The organism is Janthinobacterium rivuli, from assembly GCF_009208735.1.
Taxonomy (GTDB): domain Bacteria; phylum Pseudomonadota; class Gammaproteobacteria; order Burkholderiales; family Burkholderiaceae_D; genus Janthinobacterium.
The window spans coordinates 18,636-32,454 of record NZ_WFLJ01000007.1; the positions used below are offsets into that span (position 1 = coordinate 18,636).

The 13,819-nt window shown below is 64.5% G+C and carries 9 protein-coding genes; 3 read left to right on the top strand and 6 right to left on the bottom strand.

The genetic code is table 11. The features are described 5' to 3' along the window. Positions 1 to 28 precede the first annotated feature (28 nt). Positions 29 to 1,522: a leucyl aminopeptidase gene (locus GCN78_RS10595; protein ID WP_152251682.1), complete on the top strand. Its 1,494-nt coding sequence runs from the start codon at positions 29 to 31 to the stop codon at positions 1,520 to 1,522. A gap of 190 nt (positions 1,523 to 1,712) precedes the next feature. On the opposite strand, the gene GCN78_RS10600 is transcribed toward GCN78_RS10595, so the two are convergent. The 4 genes from GCN78_RS10600 to GCN78_RS10615 are packed head-to-tail and all read right to left on the bottom strand — an operon-like array spanning position 1,713 to position 3,331. After that, the gene (locus GCN78_RS10600; protein ID WP_226939569.1) at positions 1,713 to 2,246 is read right to left on the bottom strand and encodes a hypothetical protein; all 534 of its coding nucleotides are present in this window, start codon (positions 2,244 to 2,246) and stop codon (positions 1,713 to 1,715) included. Between the two features lie 11 nt (positions 2,247 to 2,257). Continuing rightward, positions 2,258 to 2,728, bottom strand: coding sequence for a CreA family protein (locus GCN78_RS10605; RefSeq protein WP_152251683.1), 471 nt, complete (start codon positions 2,726 to 2,728; stop codon positions 2,258 to 2,260). Between the two features lie 32 nt (positions 2,729 to 2,760). Then, on the bottom strand, positions 2,761 to 2,949 hold the full coding sequence (locus tag GCN78_RS10610; protein ID WP_034782199.1) for a DUF1653 domain-containing protein: 189 nt from the start codon (positions 2,947 to 2,949) through the stop codon (positions 2,761 to 2,763). Between the two features lie 10 nt (positions 2,950 to 2,959). Next, on the bottom strand, positions 2,960 to 3,331 hold the full coding sequence (locus tag GCN78_RS10615) for a hypothetical protein (protein WP_096234395.1): 372 nt from the start codon (positions 3,329 to 3,331) through the stop codon (positions 2,960 to 2,962). A 568-nt stretch (positions 3,332 to 3,899) separates the two neighbouring features. Between GCN78_RS10615 and xth the strand changes: the two genes are divergently transcribed. Continuing rightward, entirely contained in the window at positions 3,900 to 4,664 is a 765-nt protein-coding gene (gene xth, locus GCN78_RS10620; RefSeq protein WP_152251684.1) for an exodeoxyribonuclease III, read from the top strand. On the opposite strand, the gene GCN78_RS10625 is transcribed toward xth, so the two are convergent. Further along, positions 4,661 to 8,320: a sensor domain-containing protein gene (locus GCN78_RS10625; protein WP_152251685.1), complete on the bottom strand. Its 3,660-nt coding sequence runs from the start codon at positions 8,318 to 8,320 to the stop codon at positions 4,661 to 4,663. The two genes, xth and GCN78_RS10625, sit on opposite strands and share 4 nt — an antisense overlap. A gap of 211 nt (positions 8,321 to 8,531) precedes the next feature. On the opposite strand from GCN78_RS10625, the gene prpR reads away from it, so the two are divergent. Further along, entirely contained in the window at positions 8,532 to 10,157 is a 1,626-nt protein-coding gene (gene prpR / locus GCN78_RS10630) for a propionate catabolism operon regulatory protein PrpR (protein ID WP_152251686.1), read from the top strand. A gap of 179 nt (positions 10,158 to 10,336) precedes the next feature. Here the strand turns inward: prpR and GCN78_RS10635 are convergent, their stop codons facing one another. Continuing rightward, positions 10,337 to 13,693: a S41 family peptidase gene (locus GCN78_RS10635; RefSeq protein WP_226939570.1), complete on the bottom strand. Its 3,357-nt coding sequence runs from the start codon at positions 13,691 to 13,693 to the stop codon at positions 10,337 to 10,339. Positions 13,694 to 13,819 lie beyond the last annotated feature (126 nt).

The following is a 13,819-nucleotide window of genomic DNA, read 5'->3' on the forward strand; positions in this document are numbered from 1 at the left end:
TTACTAGTAAATGAAAACGGAGAACCAAATGGACTTTAGCATAAAAGCATTCGATACCAAGAGCACCCTCGGCACGGCCAAAAGCGGATGCATCGCGGTTGCGGTATTCGAAAACAAAAAACTGTCGCCAGCGGCAAAATCGCTGGACAGCAAGGGTGCGATTTCGGCTGCGCTGAAGTCCGGCGACATCAGCGGCAAGCCTGGCAGCACTTTGCTGCTGCGCGCAGTCGATGGCGTCGCCGCCGAACGTGTTCTGCTGGTAGGCATGGGCAGCGATGACATTGTCAGCGAAAAAAGCTTCACGACCGGCGTACAAGCCGCACTGAAGGCCTTCGGCTCGCTGGGCGCTGCGGACGCCATTATCGCATTACCGCTGGCCGAAGTGAAAGAGCGCGACGTAAATTGGGCAATCCGTTGCGTGGTGCAAGCCGCCCACGACAGCGAATACCGCTGCGACTCGCAAAAAAGCAAAAAGGATCCGGCACCGGCAGGCGTGCGCAAGATCGTCCTGGCGGCACCTGCAACGGCAGCCACGCGCGGCGCGCTGGCGCAAGCCATCGCCATCGCCAACGGTTCCGACCTGACGCGCAAGCTGGGCGACCTGCCGGCGAACATCGCCAATCCGACCTACCTGGCCAACACCGCCAAGCAGCTGGCCAAGGATTACAAGTTTGAAGTCGAAGTACTGGACCGCAAACAGCTCGAAGCGCTGAAAATGGGCAGCTTCCTGTCCGTCACCAACGGCAGCGAGCAGCCACCGAAGTTCATCGTCCTGAAACACATGGGCGGCAAGGCCAAGGATGCGCCGGTGGTCCTGGTCGGCAAGGGCATCACCTTCGACACGGGCGGCATTTCGATCAAGGCCGGTCCTGGCATGGATGAAATGAAGTACGACATGTGCGGCGCCGCCTCGGTCCTGGGTACCTTCCGCGCCATCGGCGAAATGAACCTGAAGCTGAACGTCATCGGCGTCATCGCCGCGTGCGAAAACATGCCGTCGGGCCGCGCCACCAAACCGGGCGACATCGTCACCTCCATGAACGGCCTGACCATCGAAGTGCTGAACACGGACGCCGAGGGCCGTCTGGTGCTGTGCGACGCGCTGACCTACGCCGAACGCTTCAAGCCGGCAGCCGTGGTCGATATCGCCACCCTGACGGGCGCTTGCGTCGTGGCCCTGGGCCACCACAACAGTGGCCTGTTTACGCGCAGCGATGCGGCGCATGACCAGCTGGCCAATGAGCTGCTGGCAGCGGGCAAGCAATCGAGCGACACGGCATGGCGCATGCCGATCGAAGAGGCGTACAACGAGCAGCTGAAGTCGAACTTCGCCGACCTGGCCAACATCGGCACGCCAGGCGGCGGTTCGGTGACGGCAGCGGCCTTCCTGGAAAACTTCACCAAGAAGTACACCTGGGCGCATCTGGACATCGCCGGCACGGCATGGAAATCGGGTGGCGCAAAAGGCGCGACCGGTCGTCCAGTGCCTCTGCTGACGACGTTCCTGATCAACCGCGTGTAAGAGAACGCCAGACCAAACCTACTGCGCGGGGCTATTGGCGGCCGGCGATGCTCGCTGTACATAAAGTACAGCTGCGCTTCTCGGCCACCACTAGCTCCCGCTCGCGACGGTTTTGTCAGGCGTCGTGACACCGTAAAAAAAACCGCCAGGTCTAGCGACCATGGCGGTTTTTTCATGCGTGGCGTATTAATCAGTAGACGACGGGATCGGGAATCGGCAGCGGTGCCACCTTCGGCTGCACCACCGTTTCCGGCACGACGGCCGCCGGCGGCGGCGCGGGCCTGGGCGCAGGCGGCGCCAGGCGCGCGGGGTCTTGCATGACGATGGTCAGGATCGACGGGTAGTCGAAGCCGGCGCCCGTGTTGCGGTCGACGAAATAGCCGACGCCCAGGGTCAGGATGACGTTGCCCCAAACGCTGCCATTGAGCTTGGGGTCGATATGATCGTCCGTTACGACAGCGGGCGAGCCGTGCTTGCGGCAGTCGACTTTCAGCGGTTCCTGGCTCTTGCGGATGGTGATGCGCCCGGGCGTGGTGACGAACCACTTGCCCACGTCGTTACTGAGGATGCAGCCAGCGCCCGTCAATTCGCGGTTGTCCTGGATGGTTTGCACCAGCACCATCTGCTCGGTGTTGCCCGTCAGGGTGGCGCAGCCGCCCAGGCCAAACAGCAGCAGCGTCCTGGCGGCAAAGGCGGCACGGGGAGCAGACAGCGGCAGGCGCATGGGAAGCTCGCTTAGCGGACGGGAATCGGCTGGTCGCCTGGCACGGCGACGGCGGTGACGCTGTTTTTCGGACTGCCTTCGATCAGGCGGTCGGAGTACACGAGGTAGACCAGCGCATTGCGCTTGCTGTCGACCATGCGCACGACGCGCACATGCTTGAAGAAGATCGAGGCACGCTCGGTAAACACTTCTTCTTGGCGCGGCAGCTTGCCCTTGAATTGCAGCGGCCCCACCTGGCGGCAAGCGACGGCCGCATCGGCTTTGTCTTCGGCCAGGCCGACGGCGCCCTTGATGCCGCCCGTCTTGGCGCGCGACAGATAACAGCTGACGCCAGCGACGCGCGGGTCGTCATACGCTTCGACGACGATCTTGTGGTCAGGGCCGATCAGTTTGAACACCGTGTCGACCGAACCGATGGTTTCGGCATGCGCCGTGGCGCAGGCAAAGCCCAGCACCAAAGCGGCAGGCAGCAATTTACGCATGAAAGAATCCCGGGCACGCACGCAGGCGGCCATCAGTTGATGGGAGCGAATCGCTGGACCATGACGCCTTCGACTTCGATCAGTTGAAAGAACACGTCTTTCGGACGGGTCCAGATGGAACCGTCGGCGGCGCGATACACGATCATCGGCGTCAGATCTGCTTCCAGCGTGGCTTCGCACACCAGTTCATAAATGCCGCCCTTGTAGTGCCGATAACGCATCGCCGTCCCCTCAAGCCGTTGAATCTTCGCTCTTGTCGTCGGCCAGTGCCTTCTGCTTCATCTTCAGGCCCTGGATCACTTTGAGTATGCCTTCCATGCCGGCCGCGCCATCGGCGCCGCTGAAGGCGTCGAGCACCTCATTGAGCACCTTGTTGCGCACGGTCGCTTCATCGGAGGACATTTCCAGCGCGCGCTGGGCTTTCGCCGCCTTTTCGGCCGCGCTCACGCGCGGCTTGGCAGCCGTCTTGCCATGCGTCAGAGCAGCCTGCCAGATAACCCAGCGGCGCTGGGTCTCGAAAATCAGGTACTCGTCCGGTTTGTCTTCTCTTCGCCGCACAATGTGGCCGTCACGCTGCGCCCACGCTTCAAATGCAGTTCGCATTTTCTTCCTTTGCAAATGCTACGCGCAAGTCTCACTATTAAAACTGCAACATTTCAAAATAGTACCATCTATTGATGTCGCAAAACAGTCTCATAGATATAGTACTGCAATTTATATAACAAGTCTGGCGGCGCCAGGGACGGAATTGACGCTCCGTCCCCGGCACAGTGGTCATGTAATCGGAATAGCAATTACAACTAATTACAACTGCTTCCTGTTCGGTTCTAACTTGGCTGTAACAAAGCCGTATGACACAGATGTTACACGGTGCCATTTTAGTAGTTTTTATCGCGTTTTAGCGAGAAACTTTACACCTTTGTCGCGTTAAACAGTGGGACGCAGCCTGCCGCGCCAGCCACTTATGCCAAATCAAACATAGGGATTGATCAATCATACACAAAAACATAATATTCATGCGCCACGATTGGTTAAATGCAAATACTTTATTGCCACCCCTTTTGCCCGCCAGTAAATAAAGCACCTGCCTGGCAAGCGGCGCGGGACGCCATCGACACGCATGCGGTAAGATTCGCGCCTATCGATACCTATTCAAGCAAGGATTTTTCCCATGAAACTCGCCACCTGGAACGTCAACTCGCTCAAAGTGCGCCTGCCGCAAGTACTGCAGTGGCTGACAGACAACCCGGTCGACATACTCTGCCTGCAAGAGACCAAGCTCACGGATGACAAGTTCCCCGTCGCCGAGATCGAGGCGGCCGGCTACCAGGTGGTCTTCAGCGGCCAGAAAACCTACAACGGCGTGGCCATTCTGTCGAAGCTGCCGATCACCGACGTGGTGAAGAACAACCCGCGCTATGAAGATGCGCAGCAGCGCATCCTGGCCGCCACCATCGGTGGCGTGCGCGTCGTCTGCGCCTACGTGCCGAACGGCCAGAGCGTCGACTCGGACAAGTACGAATACAAACTGGGCTGGCTGGCCTCCCTGCACGACTGGCTGGCCGACGAAGCGCGGCAGCATCCGCAACTGGCCGTCGTCGGCGACTACAATATCGCGCCCGACGACCGCGACGTGCACGACCCCGTCGCCTGGGCCGGCCAGGTACTGGTCTCGGACAAGGAACGCGCCGCTCTGCAGCGCCTGTTCGACATCGGCCTGACGGACGCCTTCCGCCTGTTCGAGCAGGCGGAAAAATCGTTCAGCTGGTGGGATTACCGCCAGCTGGGCTTCCGCCTGAACAAGGGCCTGCGCATCGACCATATCCTGCTCTCGCCCGCCCTGAGCGCCCGCTGCACGGCCTGCGTGATCGACCGCGTGCCCCGCAAGTGGGAACAGCCGTCCGACCACGCGCCCGTCGTCGCCACCATCGATTAAACGCCGCGTCGCTCCAATAATACTTGCGCATTCGCCGCAGGCACGGGAGCGGAAAACAGATAGCCCTGCGCATAGCGGCAGCCGTTCGCCTGCAGCAGGGCGAACTGTTCTTCCGTTTCCACTCCCTCGGCCACGGCCGACAATTGCAGGCTGTCGGCGAGCGCGATGATGGCCGACACGATGGCGCGGTCTTCCGCGCTGTGCTCGAGGTCCTTGATGAAGGCGCGGTCGATCTTGACCTTCTTCACGGGGAAGCGCTTCAGGTAGGCAAGGCTCGAATAGCCGGTGCCGAAATCGTCGATCGACAGGCGCAAACCCATGCCATTGATCTGCCGTAAAATCTCCAGCGTATGCTCGCCGTGCTGCATCAGCGCCGTCTCGGTGATCTCGAATTCCAGCAGCGCCGGATCGATGCCCGTTTCCCGCACCACGGCGCCGATGGCCGCCACCAGGCCCTTGTGCATGAACTGGCGCGGCGACAAATTCACCGCCAGCGGCACCGGCTGCAAGCCCTGGCGCTGCCAGGCCATGCTTTGCTCGCACGCCTGGCGCATCACCCATTCGCCCACCGGCACAATCAAGCCGTTTTCCTCCATGATGGGAATGAAGCGGTCCGGCAGCACCAGGCCGTGGCCCGGGCGGCGCCAGCGCAGCAGCACTTCCATGCCATGCAGGCGGCGCGTGGCGATATCGATGACGGGCTGGTAAAACAGTTCGAACTGCTGCAGCGCCAGCGCCGTGCGCAAGCTGCTTTCCAGGTCGAAGTGCAGGGCCGCCGCCTGGTTCATCGTCTGCGTGAAGAACTGGTAGTTGTTGCGGCCATTGCCCTTGGCGTGGTACATGGCCGCATCCGCATGGCGCATCAGGGCGTCGACGTCGCCGCCATCGTCCGGATACAGGCAGATGCCGATCGACGGCGTCACATGCAGCACATGGCCGTCCAGCGGAAAGGCGGGCGTGAGCGCTTCGATGATCTTCTCGGCCACGCGGGCCGCTTCCTCGCTGCCGCGGATGCCCGGCACCAGCACGACGAATTCGTCGCCACCCAGGCGCGCCACCGTATCGCTGGCGCGCACGGCGCCACACAGCCGCGCGGCCACTTCCTTGAGCAGCACGTCGCCCGTCATGTGACCCAGCGAATCGTTGATGGTCTTGAATCGATCCAGGTCGATGAACATCACGGCCAGCTTGCGCCCGGAGCGTTGCGCGGCCAGCATGGCCCGTTCCAGCCGGTCCGACAGCAGCGCGCGGTTCGGCAAGCCCGTCAGGTTGTCGTGGTATGCCATGTGGTGCACGCGCGCCTCGGCCTGGCGCCGCTCGACGATCTCGCCCTGCAGCAGCAGGTTGGCGCCGGCCAGTTCGGCCGTGCGTTCCTGCACGCGCAATTCCAGCTCGTCGCGCGCGCGGCGCACCGCCTCGGCCGCCTCGCGGCGCGCCGTCACGTCGTCGACCAGCCACACGGAACGGCCATGCGCATGCGCCAGGTCGAACGGCCGGCCGGACAGGCGCGCCCAGAAGCGGCTGCCGTCCTTGCGCACCAGCTGGTATTCCGACATGTGCACCCTGCCCGCTTCGAAGTCGCGCGCCGTCTCGCCGCGCGCAGCCTTCCACGCGGCCACGTCCGGATACAGGGCTTGCACCGACAGGCCGTTGATCTCGCCGGGCCCATAACCGAACAGCTCTTCCATCTTGCTGTTGGCACGCAAATTGTGGCCGCCCTCCACCACCGAGATGCCCAGCACGGCGCTGTCGAGGATGGCCTGGTTTTCCAGCAGCGCGTTGCGCAAGGATTCTTCGGCGCGCTTGGCTTCCGTGCGGTCCTCGATGATCCAGATGGTGCCGGCGGCCGGATCGTCGGGATTGACGACATAGGCGATCAGCTGCGCCCACAAGGTCGTGCCGTCGCGGCGCATCATTTCCACTTCCGTCTGGAAGGGCTTGGCCACCGAGAGGAAGGGGAAGGCCGCCGCGCCCAGCAAGTCGTACGATTGCTGCGACACGTACAGCGCGCGACCGGGCAAGCCCAGCGCCTCGTCGCCGCTGTAGCCGAACATCGCGGCAAAGCCCAGGTTGTAGCGCGTGATCTGGCGGTTCTTGGTGTACAGGATACTCACCGAGGCATTCGTCATGATGGCCGCCACTTCCATCTGCGCCTGGCGGCTGGCGGTGACGTCTTCGAGGATCCAGATGGCGCCCTGCTCGCTGTGCGCCTGATCGACGGCCTTGGCGCGGATGCGGCACCAGAACAGGCTGCCGTCGCGGCGGCGGAACAGCGATTCGTCCTGCTCGTACGGCAAGCCCTGTCCCAGCAGCGGCGTGGCTTGCACGCCAAACGCCTCGTAGGCGGCCGGCGACGGAAACAGCTCGGCGGCGGGCAAACCCGTCATCTCCTCCTGCGCGTAACCGAACATTTCGGCGAAGCGGGGATTGCAGCGCAGGATCAGGCGCGAACGGGAAAACAGGATGCCGACGGAGGCATTGTCCAGGATGGCCTGCTGCTCGAGCATCAGCTGGCGCGTCGCCTCCTCGGCCGCCTTCTGCGCGCTGCGGTCGTCGAACAGCCAGATCGTGTCGCGCAAGCCGCGGTCAGTCTGGCTCTCCGGGTTCAGGACATAGCCGTACGCCAGTGCCCAGAACGTGGAACCGTCGCGGCGGCGCATCTCCATCTCGCCCTGGAACGGCAGGCCGCGCCGCAGCAGGGGCGCGGCCTGCCGCACGACGTTCTCGTAGGCCGCGCGCGACGGGTACAGGTCGGCGACGGCCAGGCCCACGCCGCTGTCACCATCGAAGCCGAAGCATTCGGCAAAGCGCCGGTTGTAGCGCAGCACGCCCTTGTCGCGCTGAAAACCGATGGCCAAGGGCGCGTTGTCCATCACGGCCTGCATTTCCAGCATGGCGCGGCGCAGCTGGTCCTCATCGCGCCGGTGGTCGCTGATATCTTCGATGATCCAGACCGTGCCGTCATGCGTGTTGAGAGGATCGACGGCGCGCCCGTGCAGGCGGCTCCAGAACAGGGTGCCATCCTGGCGCCGCAATTCCAGTTCGGTGCGGTACGGCTTGCCCTTCGAAAGCAGCGGCGCCGCTTCCAGTCCCAGGGCGCGGCAATGCTCGGCGGAGCGGTACAGCACCGCGCCCGGCATGCCCGTCAACTGGTGGCGCGCATAGCCGAGCATCTCGGCGGCGCGGATATTGCACTCCTCGATGAAGCCGCCCTTGGAAAAGACGATGCCGACGGCCGCGCTTTCCAAAATAGCCTGCTGCTCGAGCAAGGTCTTGCGCAAGGCTTGCTGGTCGCGCTGCTGCACGCGGATGTCGGCAAACACCAGGGTCGCACCGGGCAAGCCATCGACCACCAGCAAGGGCTTGGACCAGACCTGCACGGCGATGGCGCCCGCGTCCCCTTCCAGGCTGCTGTCCCAGTGCCGCTCGCGCCCGGCCGCACCGAGCGCGCCACGCAGCATGCTGGTGCTCGACGCGCGGTAGGCGTCCGTAAAGCAATCGGCCAGCAGCCGGCCCGATATATCCCGGCCCAGCAGGGCCTGCAAGGCGCCATTCGCCGCCACCACCATGCCGCAGGCATCGCAGGCGCAGGCCGGCAAGGCGATCAGCTGCAAGGCATCGGCGATGAAATCGGGACTGGTCGGTACGCGGTTCATGGACACCATGGGATGGTTAAGGGCAAGATAAACATGCGCCTGGGAAAAAATTCTTACAAGCATCATGGTGCTGCTAGATCATAAACCAGTTTCCGGCGGTTTTTTCATATTCCTTATTGGCAATATCTGAAACGCCACAGACCAGCTGCAACACGCCCGTTGCACAGCCGTTGCATGGCTGAAAAATGAAACAAATCGTTTAGAATAAAGCATGCGCCGCCCTCCCCAACCTCCGCTCGACCACCGCGACAAACCCGTCATCTGGACCGTCTCCGTCTCGAGGCTGTTCGACCTGTTCCGCGACATCACGCTCGAATACGACGACCTGGCGACGATCGAACCGATCAACCTGGGGTTCGACGACGCCGTGCGCCACATCCGCGAACGCATGGCCACCGAACGCTGCGACGCCGTCATCGCGGCCGGCTCGAACGGCGCCTACCTGAAGGGACGCCTGTCGGTGCCCGTCATCATCGCCAAGGCCAGCGGCTACGACGTGATGCAGGCGCTGGCGCGCGCGCGGCGCATCTCGCCGCACATCGGCGTCGTCACCTACCAGGACCCGATGCCGGAACTGGCTGAATTTGCCGCCACCTTCGGCTTCCAGATCGCGCAGCGCACCTATGCCACGGAAGAAGACGCGCGCGCGCAGATCAATGAACTGAAGGCGGCCGGCGTCAAGGCCGTCGTCGGCGCGGGGCTCGTCACCGACCTGGCCGAGGAAGCGGGACTGGCCGCCGTCTTCGTGTATTCGGCCACGGCCATCCGGCGCGCCTTCGACGACGCGCTGGAACTGGCGCGCCTGACCCAGCTTGAATCAGGCAAGGGACGGCGCGCGGTGGTGGCCGACACCCTGCGCGCGCGCCACGGTCTGCACGACCTGCGTGGCGAATCGGAGGCGATGGAAGCGCTGCGCCAGTCGGTGGTGCTGTTCGCCCGTTCGCCGGCGACGGTGCTGATCCAGGGCGAGACGGGCAGCGGCAAGGAACTGGTGGCGCAGGCCATCCACCGCGAAAGCCCGCGCAGCCTGGGCGCGAACCGGCCCTTCATCGCCATCAATTGCGGCGCCATCGCCGAATCCTTGCTGGAATCGGAACTGTTCGGCCACGAGGATGGCGCCTTCACGGGCGCGCGCCGCGGCGGCCATGCGGGCCTGTTCGAGGCGGCCAACCACGGCACCCTGTTCCTCGACGAAATCGGCGAAATGCCGCTGGCACTGCAAACGCGATTGCTGCGCGTGCTGGAAGAACGCGAAGTGGTGCGCGTGGGCGGCACGCGGCCCATCGCCATCAATGTGCGCATCATCAGCGCCACCCACTGCGACCTGGAACAGCGCATCCGCGAAGGACGCTTCCGCGCCGACCTGTTCTACCGCCTGGCGGTGCTGCGCCTGCATTTGCCCGCCTTGCGCGAACGCGCCAGCGACATCCCCGGCCTGGCCGAATGGTCGCTGAAAAACGCGCTGGCCGCGCTGGGCGCCCGCCCGCACCCCAACCTGCACGCCGAGATCCAGGCTTGCGCGCCGCTGCTGCGCCGCTACGACTGGCCCGGCAACGTGCGCGAGCTGCGCAACCTGGCCGAGCGCCTGGCCCTGTTCCTGGCCGCCGAGCCGCTGCAGGCGCTCACTCCCGCCTTCGTGCTGGGCGTGGCGCCGGAACTGGCCAACGCTGCCGGCACGGCGGCGCTGCCGCCTGCGCCGGCCGCCGCCGTGCCGCCGCGCCTGGAAGACGAAAGCGCCAGCGCCGTGCTGGCGCGCTTCGGCGGACGCCGCGACGCCGCAGCCCAGTACCTTGGCATCAGCCGCACCACCTTGTGGCGCCGCCTGCGCGCCGGCTGATCTTTTCAACCCCACCCAGAACCCCATGGACGACGGGCCTTACCCGCACGATTCATGGCAACGCTGCACGGGACATGGCGGCGCCAGCGGCAGCGGCGCACCGGCGCACCGGCGCACGTGGTCGAGGTGTCGCGCCGCCGCGCGCAACAGTTCAAGGCCGCCTGCGGCCTGTAGCGCGACTATTTCAGCGCGGGGATAGGCTGTGCCCGGAAGGCGGGGCGCGGCTGCTCCTTGAGCTTTTTCGCCAGCATGTCGAGCGCCACTTCCAGCTGGCGGTCGGCGCCCTGGAAGGTGGCGTGCGGCGGGTTCTCCACCTCCACGTCCGGCACCACGCCCACGCCTTCGATCAGCCACTGGCCGTCGATGCCGAACTGGCCGTTCTCCGCCACGCGCGCCATGCCGTTGTCGGCCAGGCGCGTATTGTCGCTGAGCCAGACGCCGGCGCCGGCCGTGCGCTTGCCCACGAGCGGCGCCAGGCCCAGGGCCTTGATGCCGGCGGCGAAGGTCTCGCCATCCGAATACGTGAGTTCATCGACCAGCACGACCAGGTGGCCGCGGAAGGTGTTCTGCATGTTCGACGACGGCTGCACGCCGGGTGGCGCCCAGTAGGCCCAGGCCTTGCGTAGCAGTTTTTCGATGATCCAGCTGTCGATATTGCCGCCGTTATTGCGCCGTACGTCGATGATCAGGCCTTCGCGGTTGATGTTGGCGTAAAAATCGCGCGCGAACGAGGCGATGTCGTTGGGCCCCATGGCGCGCAGGTGCAGGTAGCCGATACGCCCCTGCGAGGCGGCGGCCACCTGCTCGGCGCGGCTCAATTCCCAGTCGCCATAGCGCAGCGCCGTCTGTTTCGCCATGTTGACGGGGGTGACGATGACGGCGCGCGACGTACCACCCTTGCCTCGTTTCACTTGCAACAGCACCTGCTTGTCGGCCTGGTTCAGCAGCAAGTCGCCGATGTCGCGCGCGCCCAAGACGTCCTTGCCGTTGACGGCCGTGATCACGTCGCCCGCCTTCACGTCCACGTCGGGCCGCGACAGCGGTGCGCGCGCCGAGGGCAGCTCCGCTTCGCTGCGATAGATATGCTCGACCAGGTAGCCCTCGTTTGTCCGCGCCAGCACGGCGCCCAGGCCCGCCGGCGTGCCTTCCTGTTCCGTGCGGCGCAATTCGCCGGGACGGATCTGCGAATGCAGGGCGCCCACTTCGGCCACCATCATGCCGAGTAAATCATTGAGTTCGGCGCGGTCCGTGACCCGCTCGACCAGCGGCGCATATTTGTCGCGCGCCGCCTTCCAGTCCACGCCGCGCATCTTCGCGTCGTACAGGAAATCGCGGTGCAAACGCCAGGCGTCGTTGAACATCTGCTTCCATTCCAGGCGCGGATTCGACACGAACGTCCAGTCGTCGACCTTGACCTTGGCCTTCGACAGGTCGGACGGCAGCTTGGCGCCCGCCTCGATCACCAGCATCTCGCCCGGGCCGGTGGCCGCCGCCGTGCGGTAATACAGGTGCTTCTTGTCCTGCGCCAGGTCGAATTCGCGCACATTGGCCACCAGCAGTTCCGGCTTGGAGCCGGCATTGCCGATGGCAAGCGTCTTCAGGCTGGACTTGTTCTCGCCGCTGTCGCGCTCGAGGAAATACAGGCGCTTGTCATCCATGGCCAGCGCGCTGTAATTACCCGCCGCCAGCGGCACTTCATACAGGCGCTCGGCCAGGCCCTGACTGACGATGGCCGGCAAGGCGGCAGGCGCCTTTTTCACGGCCGACTTGCCGCCCGCCTTCTCCAGCGCTTTTTCCGCCGCCAGTTCGGCCGCCTTTTCATCGTCCGTCTCGGCCGGCTTCACGCCCGGACGGCTCAGTTCATCGTCGGGTTGGAACGGAAAACGGTTGCCCGGCTGCAGCGCCAGCGCATACACGCCGATGCGCTTGTCGAACACCGGGCCCATGTTGCGGTCGCCCCACGGCGAACCGTTGGCCAGCTGGAAATTGCGCGCCGACAGGAAATACAGCCAGCGCCCGTCCGGCGAAAATACGGGGGAACCGGAGGTATAACGGTCGCTGGTGACGAATTGCAGCTGCTTCGAGGCCAGCGTGTACAGGCCAATCTGCTCGCGCTGCTCGTTGCTGGCCACGCGCACGATGGCCAGGTTGCGGCTGTCGGGAGACCATTGCACTTCGTCGTGCTTGTCCACGCCCGCCTTGCCCGCGTCGTCGATCAATTGATTGCCCTTGGTCGCCAGGTCCAGCAGCCAGAAGCGGCCCTTTTTATCCGTGTGCGCCAGCCAGCGCCCGTCCGGCGACGGATACAGCTTCCAGCGGTGATTGTCGCCCTGCGTCGTCAGTTGCTCGCCCTTGCCCGAGCCATCGGCCGCGTACTTCCAGATTTCGTTCTCTCCGCTCGTGTCGACGATGGCAAACACGGATTTCTCGTCGCTGGAAAAGACGGCGTCGCGCGCCCGCGCCCCTTCGGGAATGGCGATGTCGACGCGGCGCAGGCTGCCCGTGCCGGCGATACTGACCCGGCCCCGCGCCGTCAGGATGATGCGCTCATCCTTGCCCGACAGCTGCACATTGGAGAGGGTATCGAGCGGCGAGCGGATCTGGCGCGCGCGCTGCTGGTCGAAATCGGACACGAGGCTGATGGCCAGCGCCTGCGACTCGCTGGCGCCGGGCGCGTTCAGGTCGAGCACGTGCAGATCGGCGCCCAGCTGGTAGACGATCTTGCCATCGCCCAGGGAGGCGTTGCGCACGTCCCACTGCGTGTGGAATGTCAGCGCGCGGCGATCGGCGCCGTCGGGCAACATGCTCCACAGATTGTCGCTGCCGCCCGCGTCGCTGATGTAATAGACGCGGCCTTGCCACCACATGGGGCGCTTGTTATTGCCAGCCAGCACGGCAGGCTCCGCGTGCATGCGCACGGCCTCGCCCTTGCCGTCGAGGTCATAGCGCCACAGGGTGGCATGGGCGCCGCCCCGGTAGTTGCGCACATTGTCGTTGGTCATGGCCAGGCCGAAACGCGTGAAGAACAATGTCTTGCCCGCGTCGTCGAGCACGGCGTCGTTGGCGTCGGCCACGGGAAACACGCGGCGCGTCTGTTTCACTGGATCGATGGCGGCAACGATGCGGCGCGAGGCGGGACCGTCCGTGTTTTGCGTGCTGACCAGCACCTCGCCCTGCGCCGTCCAGCCCAGCACCAGCACGCCGCCATTGTCATACGAAATGCGACGCGGCAAGCCGCCCGCCAGCGGCATCACATACGCCTCCTGCGCCCCTTCATAGGCGGCGGAAAAGGCCAGCCACTGGCCATCGCGCGAAATCGCCGCATTCGTTTCATAGCCGGGATGCGTGGTCAGCCGCTGCGCCGCGCCACCGCGCACGCTGCTTTTCCACAGGTCGCCCTCGGCCGTGAAGACGACGGTATCGCCGCGCACGGCGGGAAAGCGGAAATAGCTGCCGGCAGGCGCGGGGGCGGCGGCGGCGCTACCCAGCAAGCCGGCGGACAACAGGAGGAAGGCGAGAGTACGGGAAATTTTCATGTGGGCATCCAGATAGCGGTCAGGTGGCATGGACACGATGTCGATACCGGCCAGCAATTCTGGCATACCTGCGGCCAAAGAAAACCTTCTTTATTGCCCACAAAAACGTAAAAAAACCCGCGCCAC

What these genes read in the sequence shown, in the direction of transcription:
- GCN78_RS10605 (WP_152251683.1), bottom strand. Translation starts at nt 2,728, where the DNA reads ATGCGTAAATTGCTGCCTGCCGCTTTGGTGCTGGGCTTTGCCTGCGCC.
- prpR (WP_152251686.1), top strand. Translation starts at nt 8,532, where the DNA reads ATGCGCCGCCCTCCCCAACCTCCGCTCGACCACCGCGACAAACCCGTC.
- GCN78_RS10625 (WP_152251685.1), bottom strand. Translation starts at nt 8,320, where the DNA reads ATGAACCGCGTACCGACCAGTCCCGATTTCATCGCCGATGCCTTGCAG.
- GCN78_RS10615 (WP_096234395.1), bottom strand. Translation starts at nt 3,331, where the DNA reads ATGCGAACTGCATTTGAAGCGTGGGCGCAGCGTGACGGCCACATTGTG.
- GCN78_RS10595 (WP_152251682.1), top strand. Translation starts at nt 29, where the DNA reads ATGGACTTTAGCATAAAAGCATTCGATACCAAGAGCACCCTCGGCACG.
- GCN78_RS10600 (WP_226939569.1), bottom strand. Translation starts at nt 2,246, where the DNA reads ATGCGCCTGCCGCTGTCTGCTCCCCGTGCCGCCTTTGCCGCCAGGACG.
- GCN78_RS10610 (WP_034782199.1), bottom strand. Translation starts at nt 2,949, where the DNA reads ATGCGTTATCGGCACTACAAGGGCGGCATTTATGAACTGGTGTGCGAA.
- xth (WP_152251684.1), top strand. Translation starts at nt 3,900, where the DNA reads ATGAAACTCGCCACCTGGAACGTCAACTCGCTCAAAGTGCGCCTGCCG.
- GCN78_RS10635 (WP_226939570.1), bottom strand. Translation starts at nt 13,693, where the DNA reads ATGAAAATTTCCCGTACTCTCGCCTTCCTCCTGTTGTCCGCCGGCTTG.